This is a genomic window from Amycolatopsis sp. NPDC059027 (assembly GCF_042739735.1).
Taxonomy (GTDB): Bacteria; Actinomycetota; Actinomycetes; order Mycobacteriales; family Pseudonocardiaceae; genus Amycolatopsis.
In genome coordinates, this window is record NZ_JBHYIK010000003.1 from 1 (window position 1) to 16,700 (window position 16,700).

General features: G+C 70.4%; 12 protein-coding genes. 3 read left to right on the forward strand and 9 right to left on the reverse strand.

Annotation, left to right across the window (positions count from 1 at the left end; genetic code table 11):
* Positions 1 to 129 precede the first annotated feature (129 nt).
* Positions 130 to 621 carry a DUF6319 family protein gene (locus ACFWY9_RS02430; RefSeq protein WP_378337972.1) on the forward strand — a complete coding sequence of 164 codons (492 nt, stop codon included), beginning with the start codon at positions 130 to 132 and terminating at the stop codon, positions 619 to 621.
* 229 nt (positions 622 to 850) lie between these two features.
* On the forward strand, positions 851 to 1,582 hold the full coding sequence (locus ACFWY9_RS02435) for a VIT family protein (RefSeq protein ID WP_378337973.1): 732 nt from the start codon (positions 851 to 853) through the stop codon (positions 1,580 to 1,582).
* 64 nt (positions 1,583 to 1,646) lie between these two features.
* On the opposite strand, the gene ACFWY9_RS02440 is transcribed toward ACFWY9_RS02435, so the two are convergent.
* From ACFWY9_RS02440 to ACFWY9_RS02480, 9 genes are all read right to left on the reverse strand, one after another.
* On the reverse strand, positions 1,647 to 3,104 hold the full coding sequence (locus tag ACFWY9_RS02440; protein WP_378337974.1) for a peptide MFS transporter: 1,458 nt from the start codon (positions 3,102 to 3,104) through the stop codon (positions 1,647 to 1,649).
* A 135-nt stretch (positions 3,105 to 3,239) separates the two neighbouring features.
* Positions 3,240 to 4,481 carry an MFS transporter gene (locus ACFWY9_RS02445; RefSeq protein WP_378327862.1) on the reverse strand — a complete coding sequence of 414 codons (1,242 nt, stop codon included), beginning with the start codon at positions 4,479 to 4,481 and terminating at the stop codon, positions 3,240 to 3,242.
* A gap of 72 nt (positions 4,482 to 4,553) precedes the next feature.
* Positions 4,554 to 5,873 carry a peptide ligase PGM1-related protein gene (locus tag ACFWY9_RS02450; protein WP_378337975.1) on the reverse strand — a complete coding sequence of 440 codons (1,320 nt, stop codon included), beginning with the start codon at positions 5,871 to 5,873 and terminating at the stop codon, positions 4,554 to 4,556.
* Between the two features lie 46 nt (positions 5,874 to 5,919).
* Entirely contained in the window at positions 5,920 to 7,140 is a 1,221-nt protein-coding gene (locus ACFWY9_RS02455; RefSeq protein WP_378337976.1) for a 3-deoxy-7-phosphoheptulonate synthase, read from the reverse strand.
* A 3-nt stretch (positions 7,141 to 7,143) separates the two neighbouring features.
* The gene (locus tag ACFWY9_RS02460) at positions 7,144 to 9,054 is read right to left on the reverse strand and encodes an anthranilate synthase family protein (protein WP_378337977.1); all 1,911 of its coding nucleotides are present in this window, start codon (positions 9,052 to 9,054) and stop codon (positions 7,144 to 7,146) included.
* Entirely contained in the window at positions 9,038 to 9,802 is a 765-nt protein-coding gene (locus tag ACFWY9_RS02465; RefSeq protein WP_378327866.1) for a thioesterase domain-containing protein, read from the reverse strand. Before ACFWY9_RS02465 ends, ACFWY9_RS02460 begins: the two co-directional genes overlap by 17 nt.
* The gene (locus tag ACFWY9_RS02470; protein WP_378337978.1) at positions 9,799 to 12,894 is read right to left on the reverse strand and encodes an amino acid adenylation domain-containing protein; all 3,096 of its coding nucleotides are present in this window, start codon (positions 12,892 to 12,894) and stop codon (positions 9,799 to 9,801) included. The genes ACFWY9_RS02465 and ACFWY9_RS02470 overlap by 4 nt, the downstream gene beginning before the upstream one ends.
* 24 nt (positions 12,895 to 12,918) lie before the next feature.
* Positions 12,919 to 14,541: an HAD-IIIC family phosphatase gene (locus tag ACFWY9_RS02475; RefSeq protein ID WP_378337979.1), complete on the reverse strand. Its 1,623-nt coding sequence runs from the start codon at positions 14,539 to 14,541 to the stop codon at positions 12,919 to 12,921.
* A 76-nt stretch (positions 14,542 to 14,617) separates the two neighbouring features.
* Complete coding sequence (locus ACFWY9_RS02480; protein ID WP_378327869.1) at positions 14,618 to 14,905, reverse strand: acyl carrier protein; 288 nt, start codon at positions 14,903 to 14,905, stop codon at positions 14,618 to 14,620.
* Positions 14,906 to 15,140: 235 nt separating this feature from the next.
* Between ACFWY9_RS02480 and ACFWY9_RS02485 the strand changes: the two genes are divergently transcribed.
* Entirely contained in the window at positions 15,141 to 16,610 is a 1,470-nt protein-coding gene (locus ACFWY9_RS02485) for an SDR family NAD(P)-dependent oxidoreductase (RefSeq protein WP_378337980.1), read from the forward strand.
* Positions 16,611 to 16,700 lie beyond the last annotated feature (90 nt).

Consider the following 16,700-nt stretch of genomic DNA (forward strand, 5'->3'; position numbering starts at 1 on the left):
TCACAGCCTCGAGCGCTGTGAAGGAGGCCTTCACGGCGTTCGACCACCCCGAATCGCGGACGTCGAACGCCTGTTCTAAGATGTGCCGCTGTACCCACCCCCGTTCCGGGCAAGGAGACGACACCAACGATGACCGTGGATGTCCTGACGCACGAAGAGGAACCGGCGACGGCCGACGCTGCGGCGGCTCCGGCGTCACAGCCCGCCGACACCTCGAAGACCGAGAACGACACCACCGAGCCCAACGCCCCCGCGGCGGAAGCGGCCGAAAAGACCGAGACGGACGAGAAGCCCGCCGAGGAGCCGAAGCCGAAGCGCGGCCGCCCGAAGGCGCAGACCACGGCCAAGAAGACCCGTACGGTCGAGCTGACCCTCACCGTCACCGGCACCGCCGACGGTGAATGGCAGGCCGAGCTGAAGAACGGCAGCAAGTGGGTGGCCAAGGGCCTCGAGATCCCCGCCGCCGCCGTGTCCCGCGCGGCCAAGGAGCTGCACCAGGACCTGTCCGGCCCGATCGACGAGGTCATCAACGCCGCCCGCGAGGCGCAGGCCGCCAAGGTCGCCCAGCTCGAGGCCGAGCTGGAGCGCGCCAAGCAGGCGCTGGCCGAACTGGACAGCTGAACACCCGAGAACCATCCGGCCGCCGAGGCGGGGTCCGCGTTGTCCGGCCCCCGTTCCGGCAAGGTATCACCCGCCCGGCGTCGCATCCCGCGACGCCGGGCGTTTTACTCATGCGGTCGAGCGAACCGAAAAGGTAAGGCGATCCTGCGTAAGGATTGCCTTTCTTCACCTAATCACGGAAATGTGAACACGATTAGCCACTGCCCGATTTTCGTGTTTCACTGAACTGGTGACCGACACGATCCACGACGAGACGTCCTCGCACTCGGACGAGCCGCACCACGACGACATCGGCGGCAAGCTGAACTGGCTGCGCGCCGGGGTTCTCGGCGCCAATGACGGGATCGTGTCCGTGGCGGGCATCGTGGTCGGCGTCGCGGGCGCGACAACGGACCGGATAACGATCCTCACCGCCGGAATCGCCGGGCTGGTCGCGGGCGCCTTTTCGATGGCCGGCGGGGAATACGTCTCGGTGAGCACGCAGCGCGATACCGAGAAGGCGATGTTGCAGCTCGAGAAACAAGAGCTGAAAACCATGCCGGAGGCCGAGGAAGCCGAACTCGCGCAGATCTACGAGCGGAAGGGCCTCTCCCCGGAGCTCGCCGCGAAGGTCGCCCGCGAACTGTCCGAAAAGGACGCGCTGCAGGCGCACGCGGAGGCCGAGCTCGGCATCGACCCGGACAACCTGACGAGCCCGTGGCAGGCGGCGTGGGCCTCGCTGGTCGCGTTCACCGTCGGCGCGCTGCTGCCGCTGCTGGCCATCGCGTGGGCCGGCGTCTCCCTGCGGGTCGGGGCCTGCGCCGTCGCGGTGCTCGTCGGCCTCACCCTCACCGGCTGGATCAGCGCGCGGCTCGGCGACGCCAGGGTGGGCCGGGCGATCGCGCGCAACGTCGGCGTCGGCGCGCTCACGATGCTGGTGACGTACTTCGTCGGCGTGCTCTTCGGCACCACCGTCGGCTGATCCCCGCCCGGACGAAAACGGCGGGCACCCTCGAAGGATGCCCGCCGTCCAGCGTGTCGAGCGTTCAGTGAACGCCCTTCATCAGCTTGCGGATGAAGGGCGCGCCGAGGAACAGCAGCACACCGATGGCGATCGCGACCCCGCCGATGACGCCGAAGTACGGCGCTTCGTTCTTGGTGTCGTAGTACTCCGCGAGCTTGCCGGACATCGCCGTGCCGAACGAGATGGACAGGAAGTTCAGCGCGACCATCTGCGTGCGGAAAGCCGTCGGCGCCAGCTTCGTGGACAGCGAAAGCCCTACCGGGGAAAGGAACAGCTCGGCGGCGGTGAACACGAAGAGAATGCCGACCAGCGCGAGCAGCGGGCTGCCGTTCGCCCCCGTCCCGACCATCGGCAGGAACAGCAGGAACGCCACGCCCATCAGCACCGTGCCGAACACGAACTTCATCGGCGAGGACGGCTGACGCGGACCGAGCTTGGTCCAGATCGCGGCGAAGACCGGGGCGAAGACGATGACGAACACCGCGACGATGGAGTTGACCCAGGCCACCGGCATCTGCCAGCCGAACAGGTCCCGGTCGAGCCGCTGGTCGGTGTAGGCCTGCACGACGGTGAACTGCTGCTGGTACAGCGAGAAGAACGCGGCGCTGGCGATGAACATCGGGATGAACGAGTACACCCGGCTGCGTTCGTCCGCGGTGATCTTCTTGCTGGTCAGGATCACGACGAAGTAGATCACCGAGATGACGCCGACCAGCCACACCACGATGTTCGCGAGGTTGTCGGCCCGGATCACGCCGGTGAGCACCAGCACGACGATCAGCGCGGCCACCACGAGCACCGCGCCGGCGACGAGGACACGCTGCGAGGCGGGCAGCGGATTGGGGATCTCCCTGGCCTTTTCGCCGAGGTTCTTGCGACCGATCGTGTACTGGATCAGGCCCAGCGCCATCCCGATCGCCGCCAGGCCGAAGCCGAGGTGGAACCCGACCTCCTTCTGGGCGAGCCCGGTCAGCAGCGGCCCGACGAAGGCACCGATGTTGATGCCCATGTAGAAGAGGGTGAACCCGCCGTCACGGCGCTCGTCGTCGGCGCTGTAGAGCGTCCCGACGATCGCCGTCGCGTTGGACTTCAGCCCGCCACTCCCGACGGCGACACAGACCAGGCCGATGCCGATCCCGGCGAAGCCCGGCAACAGTGCCAGGCTGATGTGCCCGATCATGACCAGGATCGCGCTGTAGAACAACGTCCGTTCGGAACCGAACAGCCGGTCGGCCACCCACGCGCCGACCACCGCCGACAGGTAGACGAGACCGCCGTAGGCACCCACGATGCCCAGCGCGGTTTCCTGCGCGACGCCGAGACCCCCTCGCGCGGCCTCGTAGTACAGGTAGATCGCGAGGATCCCCTGCATGCCGTAGAAGGAGAAGCGCTCCCACATCTCCACGCCGAACAGGTTCGCGAGCCCTCGTGGGTGCCCGAAGAACCTGGTGTCCTGCTGGACCTCGGTAGAGGTACTCACCACTCATGTCCTTGTGCTAGACATCGTTGTCAAATGGCATGGTAGAAGGCTGTTCGGTGACGTCTCCACCTACCTCGGGAGGTTACCGCAGGAAACCGGGCGGCAACCCCAAGTGCCTGCCAACGGGCGACCGGATCAGGCCGTTTCGCCGTCTTCGCACGTCCCGGCCCGCGCCGCCGCCAGCTCGGCTTCCCGCTCACTCCCGGTGCCGCGGCGGGTCCGCAGTTCGGCGAGTGCGCTGGCCACGGTCAGCAACAGGGTCAGCACCGCCGCGCCGACCACCGCGGTGACCGGGGTGAACGACGCCAGCACCAGCGCGGTCAGCGTCGCGGTGAGGGTGTACCCGATGCCTTGGACCGCGTACATGACCGAATACCCGGCGGTGTGCGCCGGTTCGGGCAGGCTTTCGCGCAGCGTCAGGTTGCGGGTGACGGCGACCGCAGCCTGGCAGAGACCACCGATGACCAGCACGACGGCGATCCCGGCCAGGCCCGGCGCGACGGCGATCAGCGCCACGCAGCCGGACATGGCGACCAGCAGCACCAGGCTCTGCGCACGCACGCTGCCCGGCCACTTCCGGAGGCCGTAGACGAACGCGCCGGCAGCACTGGACACCGAGAAGACCGTCAGCAGCACGCCCGCCCAGCCGGTCTGGAAGTGCCGGAACTCCAGCAACGGCGTGAGGATGAGTTCCGCGGCCGACAGCAACGCCATGGACGCCGCACTGGTCAGGTAGATCGGCCAGGCGGCAAGCAGTTCCCTGCCATGTCCGGAAACCCGTGCCGACGGCTTGGCCGCCGTCTCGGCGGCCCGGCCGTCGCCGCGGAGCAGCAGCAGGGTCAGCGCGGCGACCGCCATGCACACCGCGGCCACCGCCATCGGGGAACTCGCGCCGGTCCACAGCGCCAGCGACACCGCCAGCCCCGGCGCGACCGCCCAGATCGCCTGGGTCAACGTGGATTCGGCGCTCAGCGCGCTCGCCACGACCGACTCGTCGACCAGGCGCGTCAGCATCGTCCGCATGCCGCCAGGGCTCGCCGCCGGTGCCGCACCGGCGAGCCCGGCCAGCACGACCAGCAGCGGATCGGGGGCCGAGGGCACCAGCGCGAGCAGCCCGAAGGCCACCGCCCCCACGCCCAGCCCTGCCGAGATCGCGCCGCGGCGACGGCTGAACGGGCGCGTTCCGATGAACAGCGCGCCGACGACCTCACCGACCACGTACGCGGCGGCGAGTGTCGCACCGAGTGAATAGCCGCCCGCGCGATCTCGGACGAGGAAGACCAGCCCGAGCGGCGCCATCGCGATAGGCAACCGTGCCACGATCGCGACGAGTGCCCAGGCCAGGATCGACTTCTTCGCGAGCCCCCGGTAGCCCATTGCTGTCCGCTCCTCCCTTGTGCGTCTCCGCTGAAGAGTCCCCCAGCGACGATAGCTTCCAGTAGTCGACTGTCAACCAAACGTGAGCTCGTCGATCCGGTGCTCGATTTCGGTCGCGTGCTCGAAGTCCTCGCCGATCAGGCAGTATTCGACCGTTCCCCCGGTCACGTCGTCGGAGGTGATGACGACACCGGTGCGCCGGTCGCGGTCGAAGGCGAGATCGTTCGCCCGCAACGCCGCCAGCGCGCGGTCGAACGACGGAACCGGCCAGAAATGCCGTTGCATCACCACGCGTTCGGCGAGGAAGCGCGGCCCCACCAGGTGCTGGGTCAGCCGGGTGACGTGAGTCGAACCGCCGACCCTGCCGTTCACCTCGTTGAGCAGGATCTCCCCGCCGGGGGACACGATTCCGTCGATGCTGATCAGGCCTCGGTAACCCATTCCGTGAATGGCCTGGCACAGATTCTCGGCAGCGCCGAGAAAGCTCGGCCACGCCGGATGGGAAGCGGATTGCGCGGGAATCACGAGACCGTTGAAAATCGGCTTGGTCAGCATTTCGCCGTGCCCGAACAACGCGACGCCTTCGTCGGTGATGCTCATTTCGACGTACACCGGCGTGCAGTCCGGAACGTAGTGTTCGATCACGACCCGGCGGCGGTCCTCGCCGGAGTACCACGGCCAGCGCCGGGTGACCAGTTCGTGCAGGGCGGGCCGGTCGGTGATGACCAGCACCTGCGGCGCACCGATCGGATCGACCCCCTCCCGCGGGCTGATGATCTCGTTGCCGAATCCGCCGACGTGCTGGTCCTGTTTGACGATGGCGCAGCGTCCGTCCGAAAGCAGCTCCCACAGGTACGCCTCGGCCGCCGCACGGTCGCGCACCACGCGGCCCTCGGCGATCGGGCAGCCGGTTCCCCCTGCCAGTGCCCGGAACACCGACTTGCTGTTCAGCAGATCGCTGCCGCCCTGCCCGACGAAACCGAATCCGGGCGTACACCGCTCCAGCCCCAAATTGCGGGTGAGCCGCGTCATCACCTCGTCGAAAATGATCGGGAACACCCGGGCCGCACCGGTCTTCTCGACGTGCACGCTCAGTTCACGCTGGAATTCGGCGTTTTCGATCCGGTCCGCGGAAAGGACGTCGACGCCGTACCGCCCGGGTGGCGGAGCGAGGATGTGCACGGTGCCGAGATCGACGTCCATCAGCTCGGTGAGGTACCGGCTGAACGACTCGCTGGGCGCGTGGGGGACGACGAGGATGTCTCCTTCGCCGACGTACCAGAGCATGCGCTGCGCCGTGTAGCCGGCGAACCGCCGTTGCTCGGCGGTCATCGCGCCGAGATCACCGACCATCTGCTCGGTGCGGTTGTTGGCGACGAATACGGTGGACATGACGGTTTCACTCCTTGTCGATAGGGGTCGCGGCCGCGGCACTGCCTCAGCCCGGCCAGGCGGTCGCCACCAGCCGTGCCTGGTCGGCGTTGAGCCGCGGGTCGCACAGCGGTTCGGTGCCCGCGGGCAGTTCGGCCAGTTCCGTCTCGTCGAGCACGCATTCGACGACGTCTTCCGGGGTCGCCTCCAGGTGCAGGCCGCCCGCCACGCCCTGCTCCCCGCGGACCGCCGCGTGGAACCCGAGCACTTCGCGGATCAGCGATCCGACCAGCCGGCTCTTCCGTCCCCCGGCGCCGCGGAAAGTGTTGCCGTGCATGGGATCGCACAGCCAGATGACCGGATGCCCTGCCCGCCGGACGGCGGCGACCAGCTCGGGCAGCCGGGTGCTGACCAGACTCGCTCCCAGCCGGGTGATCAGGGTGAGCCTGCCCGGCTCGCGGCGCGGGTCGAGCCGCTCGCACAGCGCGACCAGCTCGCTCGCGGTCATGGCGGGCCCGACCTTGCACGCCACCGGATTCGCGATCCGGGACAGCAACTGGACGTGGGCGCCGTCGAGCCGCCGGGTGCGCTCGCCGACCCACGGCCAGTGCGTCGAGGTCAGGATCAGATCGTCGTCGTGCTTGCGCAGCAACGGAAGTTCGTAGTCGAGGACGAGCGCCTCGTGACTGGTCCAGACCCGTGGCAGGTTCAGCGCGCCACCTGCCGGACGCGCCCGGCGGAGCGCCTCGACGACGTCGGCCGCCGCGCGGTAACCGGTCAGCATGCGGCGGGGGTCGGGCACCCGCGTCCGCGCGTCGAAAGCGGGCCCATTCACCAGGTGACCGCGGAAGGCCGGGAGTTCGCACCCGTCCCGGACTTCGGTGGGCTGCGAGCGCGGTTTCGCGAACTGGCCGCCCATCCGGCCCGCCAGCACGACGGGACGGCGCGAACGTTCGCTCATGACGTCACCGAGCGAGACCAGCATCCCGGCCCTGCGTGCCACGTGCTCGGTGGTGGCGTGCTCCGGGTCCTCGGCGCAGTCGCCCGCCTGCAGCACGCGCAGCCTGCCCTCGGCGACACCCGCGAGCAGGCCGCGCAGTTCCCCGATCTCCGCACCGGTGACCAGATCGGGCGCGGCACGCAGTTCGTCGGTCACCGCGGCGAGCGCGGCGTGGTCGGGCCAGGTGGGCTGCTGCTCGGCGGGACGGGCTCGCAGAGCCAGGAGTTCGGCGTCGGGCGCTGGAGCCGAGGGCCGGACGCCGAGGAGACTGGTGGGTACGACAGACATCACTCATTCCTTCGCGCTGGAGACTCGGTTGATCCGGTCGGCGATGCGCACGCCCGGCCACAGAACGGTGGTGACGAGATTGCGGAGCAACGTGGGACCGTGCTCGGTGAGCAGTGATTCCGGGTGGAACTGCACCGAGGTGAATCCCGGGCCGCTCAACGCGTGCACCTCGCCGGTGAGCTCGTCCCGGCAGACCTGCACCGGCTCCGCGCAGCGCGCGGTGAGCAGGCGCGAGGTGTCCGCGTGTGCGGCGAACGTGTTGTAGAACCCCGCGTCGACCGGTTCCCCGAACAGGTCGACCCGGTGCCGGACACCCTGGTTCGGTTCCGGCCTGCGGCGGATCTCGAGGCCGAGCAACCTGCTCAGCACCTGGTGCGAAAGGCAAACCGCCACGAACGGCTTGCGCGTGGTGAGCAGTTCTCCGACCAATGTGTGCAGCCGGGCGATCTTCGGCTCGCGCACGTCGTCCGGGTCGCCCGGTCCCGGCCCGGGCACCACGACGTCGAATCCGTGGTGGGCGGGGACGTCCCGCCAGTGCGCGACGGTGACACCCAGCCCGAGCGCGCGCAACTGACAGGCCAGCATCGCGGTGAACGTGTCCTCGTTGTCCACCACCAGCGCGCGGAGCCCGGCCAGTTCCGGCGCGAGCCAGTCCTGCGCCCTGCTCCGGCGCAGCCAGAACCGCGCCAGCCCGTCGTTGCGAGCGGTCAGCCGCCCGCGCACTTCGGGATGTTCGGTCAGGCCGGGCGGCGGACCGCCTGCCGTGACCCGTTTCTCCCCTCGCAGCGCCGAAAGGAAACCCGCCGCCTTCGCGTGTGTCTCGGCGACTTCGCTCACCGGATCGGAGTGCCGGACCAGTGTCGCGCCGACACCGAGGCTCAGCTCACCGGCCGGGGACAGCTCCGCGGTGCGGATCAGAATCGTCGAGTCCACTGTGGACTCACCGGCGACGTCGCGGCCGAGCAGTGCCGCCACTCCGCTGTAGTAGCCGCGCCCGGCGCGCTCGTGCCTGCGTAGCACCGAACACGCGCTCTCGACAGGACTTCCGGTGACCGTGGGCGCCAAAAGGGTCTGCCGCAGGATCTCCCGCGGTGGTTGCCGGGTGCGGCCGCGGACGAAGTACTCCGTGTGCGTCAGATGCCGCATCTGCCGCAGGTACGGGCCGTCCACCTCGACACCGTCGGGGCAGAGTCCCGCCATCATCTTCAGTTCCTCGTCGACGACCATGTAGAGCTCCTCGACCTCCTTGCGGTCGGCGAGGAAGTCGAGCACGCCGCCGAGCGTCGCCCCGGCCCCGGAATGCCGGAGCGTGCCGCTGATCGGGTTCATGGTGGCGACGCCGCCGTCGAGGCTCACATGCCGTTCGGGGCTGGCTCCGACGAACGTCCGCTGTCCGGTGTGGATCAGGAACGTCCAGTGCGCCCCGTCCTCGCCGAGCAGAAGACGCCGGAAGAGCGCCAGTTCCGTCGCCACCGAGAAGTCGCGCACGCGCGCCGAGTACGACCGCTTGATCACGAAGTTGGCCCCGGCACCGGTACCGATCTCCTCGGCCAGCACGTTACGGACGATTTCGGCGTAGGTGTCGTCGTCGAGGTCGAACCCGGCCGCGTCGAACCGCACGTCCTGATCCGGCGTGGTCGCGACGAAGTCCTCGACCGTCAGCGACGCGCGTTCCTCGATGCGCATCGCCAGCAGCGGCGCGCCGTCGTCGTGGCAGGCGTAGCCGCGTTCGGCGACCTGCCGGAACGGGACCACGGCGAGGACCGACGGCCCGGTGGCCGTACCGGCCTCCGGCAGCGCGGCGAGATCCGCCACCTCGGTCACCGGACCGCGGAACAGTTCGAGCGTCCCCGCCCCGGTGACCGACGGGCGGTGCAGCAGCGCGAACGGCTTGCCATCACTCAGGTTGTCCATGGCTTTCCCCCAGTCGGCTTTCCCCAGTCGGCTTTCCGGCGCTCGCGAACACTTGACGCAGGAACTCGTCGACGTACCCGGCGGCCGCGGGCAACCGGGCCGGTCCGAGCACCTCGAAATGGCCGCCCTCGATCACCTGACCGGCCAGCCGCGCGGACAACCGCGCCCAGTCGGCGTGCTGCCGGGCCACCGGACCGTCGGCGCAGGCGAGCAGCAGCGCGGGTCCCTCGTGGCGGACGGTCACCTCGTGCTTCGCCGCGGCGTGGACGTGTGCCGCCGCGGTTCGGCGGAACCGCGCCCGTTCCTCGTCCGACGCCGTCGGCGGCAGCGTGTCCGCGATCGCCGCGGCGAAGGCGTCAAGGTCGGATCCGGGCGGCAACGTCACGAAGCTGTCGAGCAGGACGACCGCGGCGGTGTGCCCGCTCCGTTCCGCCAGCCGCGCGGCGACCTCCCACGCCAGCACGCCACCGAGAGACCAGCCGATGAGTGCGTCGGGTGGCGTCGGCAGCGCGAGGACCGCGTCGAGGCAACGCGCGACCATGGCAGGGACGTCGGTGTCCGGTTCCTCGCCGTCGACAAGTCCGGACGCACGCACGGCGTGGACGTCCCCGTGCCGGACCAGCGACCCCGCCAGGCCGAGGTAGGGCAGAATCCCGCCGCCCGCCGGTGGGAGCGCCACCAGCCTGCGCCCGGTGGCACCGGAGCCGAGCTTGTGCATCAGGGGTGCGCGAACCCCGGCCGCCGTCATGCCCTCCCCCGTTCCACCTCGACGTGGCAGGCCAGCGCACGGACGGTCGGCTCGCGGAAGAAGTCCAGCACTGGCACGGAAACGCCGTACTTGTCCTCCACCTGGCTCAGCACGGTGACGACGTTCAGCGAGTGCGCCCCGGCTTCGACGAGCGAGCCGCCGAGCGAGACCGGCACGCGCAGCACGTCCTCCCACAGCGCGCGGAGTTCGGCTTCGAGCGGGGTGGGTGGCGTCCCGGTGTCGTCCACCACCGGCTCACCGGCCACCGCCTCGCCCACCTTGCGCAGCAGGGCGGCGCGGTCGAGTTTCCCGGTGAACCCGGTCGGTACCGAATCGATCGGAAAGACCTGTGCGGGGACCATGTACCCCGGCAGCCGCCTGGCCAGCGCGGCCCGCACGTCCCCGGCGTCGGCCGCGTCCTTGGCCGGAACGAAGAACAGCAGCAGACGCCTGGCGGGTTCCGGCCCGACCGCGGCGACGGCGCGCTGCACGCCGTCGAGCGCGTTCGCAGCCGCCTCGATCTCGCCCAGTTCCACCCGGTACCCGCGGATCTTCACCTGGCCGTCCTTGCGTCCCAGGTAGACGAGCGTTCCCGAGGCGTCGACGAGCACCTGGTCGCCGGTCCGGTACTCGCCGTCGACGAACCGTTCGGCGGTGCGCTCGGGATCGTTCACGTAACCCAGCGCCGGTGCGACGCCGCCGAGCAGCAGCTCACCGGCCACGCCGCAGGGCGCGCGATGCCCCGTCACGTCGACGATCCGCGCCGACACCGCGGGCAGCGGACGGCCGATCGGCGCGTGCACCGGCCACGGCTGCGCGGACGCCTCGAAGAACGCCGCGGTGGTGACATGGGTTTCGGTCGGCCCGTACATGTTCACCAGCGCGATGTGCGGCCGTTCGGCGAAGAACCGTTGCACGCCTTCGTCCGCCACCACCTGTTCGCCCGCCACGCACAGGAAGCGCACGTCCGGCAGCAGGTCCCCGGCCGTCCGCACGGCCCTGGTGAACGCGCCGAGCGCGGCGGCGGGCAGATAGACGTGGGTCACGCCGGTCACCGCCACGCGACGGGCCAGCGCGGGCAGATCCTGCCGGTCGACCGGGCGCCGCGACACCAGCGTCCCCCCGGCCAGCAGCGTCGGCATGATCTCCTGGAACGAGACGTCGAAACCGAGCGGCGCGTACTGCAGGAACCGGGTGCCCGCGCTCATCCGCAACGCGCCGAGCTGCCAGGCCGCGAGGTTCGCCAGCGGCGCGTTGGCCATGAGCACGCCCTTGGGGCGTCCGGTGGAACCCGAGGTGAACATCGCGTACACCCCGTGCTCGCGATGGTCGGCCTGGCTTGGTTCCGTTGCGGCGCCAAGGAGTTCGCCGACGCCGAACACCCGCGCGCCGGGCACCTCGCCGGTCCCGACGACCATCCGGCAGCGCGCCCGCCCGACCATCTCCGCCACCCGTTCGGCGGGGAGTTCGAGGTCGAGCGGGAGGTAGACGGCGCGGCGCGCGAGCACGGCCAGCACCGCGACCACGCTGTCGGGCAGGTTGTCGGCCGTGACGCCGACGATGTCGCCAGGCCCCACCCCTCGCTCGGCGAGTCCGCCGGTGACCGCGCGGACCCGCTCGGCGAGTTCGCCGTAGGTGACCCGGGTCCGGCCCTCTTCGATGGCGAGCGCGGCCGGGTCGGCGTCGGCGACTTCGAGCACGCGCCGGGCGAAGTCGCAGTCGAACCGCGGAGTTCCGTCGAGAGCGGGGACGGCGGGACCGTCCGAGAACAGCCCGCGCAGGGTGACGCCTGCGTGCGCCGTCCCGGCGATCGCCGAGCGCAACGACTCGACGTACCCGGACACGACGGGTTCGGGCAGCAGCTGGACGTCGTGCTCGACCTCCAGCACCCAGCCTTCGCGGGTGGGCCGGACCCACAGCAGCAGATCGAACTTCGCGGTCCCGTTGCCGTGCTGGCGCATCGACCGGACCGGCGCGCCAGCCGCGCCGTCCACGGGTTCCTGCATGGTGACCAGCGTGGTGAAGATCGGGTTGCGGTTGCCCGTGCGATCGGGCATCACGTGCCGCGCGACCTTGCTCAGCGGGACGACGGAGTCGGCGACAACCCGTTCCGCCTCCGGAAGCACCACCCCGCAAGCGAAATCGGCGAACGACTGTCCCCAGTGGACATTCACGACCAGCGGTACGGTGGCGACGAAGTACCCGCACAGATCGAAGGCCCGCGGTGTGCGCCGGGTCATCACGGTGGCCCCGAAGACGACGGACTCGACGTCGGCGTGCCGCGCCAGCGTCACCGAATGCAGTGCGGAGAAGTAGGTGAAGGGACTGATCTCCAGTTCGCGGCAGACCCGGTCGACCGTGGCGGATTCCTCGGCGGTGAGCCGGATTTCCCGGCGCTCGCCGGCGAACCCGGTCTCCACCGGACGCGCCGGGGCCGGGTACAGCACGGTCGCCGGGGCCCGCCGGAGACGTTCGGCGAGTGCGGCCGCCGCGGCGTCGGCCTGTTCGGTCATGGCGGTGGCCAGCTGCCGCCCGAGTTCCTCCCCGAGCGCCGATTCGCGTTCTGCGATCAGGGTTTCGCGGTCGAGGCCGCCCCGCAGCGCGGTGTTCAGCTCGCTCAGCAGGATGCCGACCGAGTAGCCGTCGAACACCGAATGGTGCACCGCCAGCACCAGCACGGCCCGGGTGCCGTCGTCGGCACGGACGTGCAAGGCGCGGACGAGCGGCGGCCGGTCGAGCGCGAACACCGTGTCGCCCAGTTCGCCGAGCGCGGCGGCGCGGCAGGCGTCGAACTCCGCGGCGGGGACGGCCCATTCGCCGAACGCGGCGGCGGTTTCCGGACCGGGCGCGACGAGCAGGCCGCCGCCGTCCGGCCCGTCGACGAGCCCCATCCTCAGCGCGGGCTGCACCTCGAGGACGGCGGCGAACGCCGCGGCGAGCTCGTCCGGCGGCAGGGCCGGGTCCAGCTCCGCCTCGACGACGATGTTGTACAGGTGCGGGACCGCGACGATGCGGTCGAGAGCGAGCAGCTCTCGCTGTGCTTCGGTGAGCGGCAGGACGATCGGTCCCGCGCTCCTCAATTCACTGGACATCGCGATTTCTCCCTTGGATCGGGCTCAGCGCCGGGTGAGCTGCGGCACCCAGTCGCGCACCGGCACGGAGACGGTCGACGGGGCGTCGTTCGCGCCGGGGAGGACCCCGGTCAGCTGCTCGACGAACATGCGCGCGGGCGCGTTGCGCGCGGTCGGGCGCAACGGGAGGAGCAGCGTCTCGGCGCCCAGCCGGTCCGCGTGCCCGGCCACGAACCGGAGCACCTCGTGCTCGACCCGCCGGTTCAGCACCCGGCAGCTCATCAGGAAGACCGGCAGTTCGACGACGTCGCCCCGCTGCTCGGCGACGACCAGCCCGACCGTCCCGTAGTCGCCGAAACGGTCCCGCACCCGGACCGCCCAGCCCTGGCCCGCCCCGGCCAGCAACGCACGCAGCCGCGGTACCGAGTAGACGGCGCCGGCGAGGTTGAACTGGGTGGTCCGGGCGGTGAGCTGCGCCGCGCGGTCGAGGCCGTCGTCGGTGAGCGCGGTGAAGGTCACCTCGATCGCGCACCGGTCGAGGAAGTCCTGGTAGTCGGCGCTGGTGTCCCGAAGCGCGACCCGCTCGCGGCGGGTCGAGTACCAGTCGGCCCGCAACCGGTCCTCTTCGGTGACCGACAACTGGTCGAAGGCCCAGGTGTGCTCGATCTGCCCGCGGATCCGGTCCTCCGCACGGGAAAGCTCCACCACCGTGACCTCGGGCAGCTGTGCGCGGACGGACGCGCATTCGACGGCGTCGTCGTCGACGAAGACGAACGAGCCCAGCGCGAGGTCCAGTTCGTCGGCCAGTTCGGCCAGCGACTGGGCCTTCGGGTTCCAGCCGATCCGGTGCGCGGAGACGTCGTCCCACGACAGCACCATGTCGGAGTTGCGCGTGAAGACCTCTTCGACGTCCTCCTGGTTGTTCCGGCTGCAGAGGCACAGCAGCTTTCCACTGGACCGCTGCGCCAGCATGAATTCCTGCAGCCAGCGGCGCGATTCGCCGATCCGCACCCCTGTCGGACCGTCCTCACCGCAGATGCCGGTCCACAACGTGTTGTCACAGTCGAGCACGATGACCTTCTTCGGCTTCCCCCAGCTGCTCACGGCCTGGCGGACCAGCCAGGTGGCCACCGCTTCGCAGTATTCGTCGGTGTAGGGCAGGTGCCCGATCCGGTCGGCGTACTCGTCGTGGGTCTCGGCCACCTCGTACAGCTCCGCCACCCGGTCGAGCGAGATCGGGTACATCCCCGGTGTCGCCTCGGCCGTGGCGGTGATCCGCTCGGCCGTCTGCCCTACCCACCGGGCGAGCGCGGCGTCCGCCGTAACAGCGGGCGAACTCGGCGTGACGGCGACGAGCCAGGTGGCGACCGAATGATCGGGAACACCGCCGAGGGTGGCGAGGAACTCGGTGACCATCGCGTCGGCGCGCTCGCCGAGCCCGTCACCGCGGGCGAAATCCTCCGGCCGCAGCAGCAGGACGTTCACCCCGGTGTTGGTCAGCAGCACGCCGGCGGGGTCGTGCAGGGCTTCGAGCACCTGGCCGTAGGGAGCGACGGTCACGGACCGGCCGGGCTCCACCTCGTCGAGGATCGTCGCCATCGCGGCGGTGACCACTTCGAGGGTGAACGTGCCCGCCACCGCGATCCCGGGCTTGACCGCGTCGCTCATGCGATCGCCTCGCTTCGCGAGACAGCGCCCAATCCCCTTTGGCGCATGATGTCCATGATTCGCCCGCAAGCGTCGCTCATGCCCGCGCCGCCTCGACGTGTTCGCGTACGACATCGGTGAATTCCGCGACGGTCGTGTGCGGCGGCAGCGCGTGCACGGGGATTTCGACGCCGAGTTCGCGCCACAGCCGGGAAAGGACCCGGACGGCGCGCAGCGAATCACCGCCGAGCACCCCGAACCGGCTTTCCCACGGCACTTCGGACACACCCAGCACCGCCTGCAGTGCCGTCACGACAGCTTTCCCTACGAGGTCCGGACCATTGTCGGCGTCCACGACCACACCGGGATCCCGGCTCTGTTCCATGGGGCCACACTCCATTGAGGACATTGGTTGACCCGTGCCCGCGACGCGTTGGTGAGAAATCGCTCGGCCGCGCGTCAGGCAACGGCAAGATTGCGAACGAGGTGGAGGCTACGACACGATTCCCCGACGCAGCAAGCGCGTTCACCAGGTAAGCGGCGATGCCATCGTTCGACTTCCCTGTCAATAGGAAGTGACATTCCCGCCCCGTCGGGCGGCCTTTCGGGACGGAGTTTCGATGCTATTGACCCCAGCCGATCTCACCCTGTTCGCCGAGGCCAGCGGCGACCACAACCCGTTGCACACCTCGGCGGAATACGCCCGGCGGACACCGTTCGGAAAACCGGTGGCCCACGGTGTGCTCGCGGCGGTCGCCGCGCTCGACGAGATCGCGGGCGCGGTCGACGCGGACGGAATTCACGGCGCCGACGTCGAATTCCGGCAGCCGACCCAGCCGGGCATCACCTACGAAACAGCGGTTTCCCAGGAAGTGGGCGATCGAATTCGGGTCAGCGTCACCGACGGTGGGACGCCCTGCCTGAACATCACCCTGCTGCGCGGTTCCGCGGGGGAAACTCGGTACCGTCCGCGCACGCCTCGGCGGGAACCGCGCGTGGTGACCACCGGCGAATTGGTTCCCGGATTCTCGGTCACCGGTGCCTACGGGCCGGGGGACGCTCTCGACGCCCTGTGCGAGCGCTGGCCCGCCGCGGCCCGGTTGCTCGGCCGGTTTCCCCTGACCTGCCTGCTCTGGTGCAGTTTCCTCGCGGGAATGGAACTCCCCGGCCGTGACTGCCTGCTGAACGGCTTCTCCCTGCGTCTCCGCCCGGCGACGGCCACCGAGCCGCGGGAACTGGGCTACACCGCGGAGGTGGCCGATTTCGATCCCCGGTTCGGGCTGCTGACCACCGAAGGCCGGCTGCACGGCGGTGGCACCACGGTGGCCGAAACGACGCTGGAAACCCTCGTCCGCCGACCGGTCCCGGCGCCTTCGGCCGAGCGGATTCTCGAACTGCTGCCGCGTTCCGACCGGCTTCGCGGGCACGTTTCCGCCGTCGTCGGCGGCAGCCGCGGCCTCGGCGCGGCACTGGTGCTCGCGCTGGCGAGCCAGGGCGGCCGGGTGCTGGTCGGCCATCGCGGCACCCCCGGCGACCTGGCCGAGCTGGCCGCCCTTGGCGCGGAACTGGGTGGCGAAGTCGTTTCCTGCCCGGGCGACGCGACCGGGGCACGGTGGGCACAGGACGTCGCGCACGCCGCGGACCACGCGCTCGATCTCCTGGTGTGCAGTGCCGCGCCGCCCATCCGGCCGCTCCGGCTGGACCCGGCAGGGCTCGGCCGGGTCCAGGAGTTCGTGGCCGACGCGTTCGCCTTGGTCAGCGCACCGATGGCGGGCCTGCTCGACGCGGTGGACAAGGCAGGCGGCCGATGCCTCGTCGTCTCCTCGTCCGCGATCACCGCGCCACCCGCGGACTGGCCGCACTACGTCGCCGCGAAACACGCCGTCGAAGGCCTGACCCACTGGGCCGCGGCACAGCACCCGGCCACGGAGTTCTTCGTGACACGGCCGGGAATGCTGCTCACCGAGCAGATGAACACCCCGGCCGGGCGGGACGGCGCGGCGGCCACCGAACCGGTCGCCGCCGCACTGGTGCGCAGGCTCGCCGACGCCACGCCCGCGACAGGGCGGCCCGAATTGCTGGCCCTGTAGCCCCGGCGTGGGGGGGGGGCGCCCCCCCCGCGGCCGCCGCCGCCCCCCCCCGGGGGGGGGGGGCCCCCCACAAACACCCAAAAGGACCAG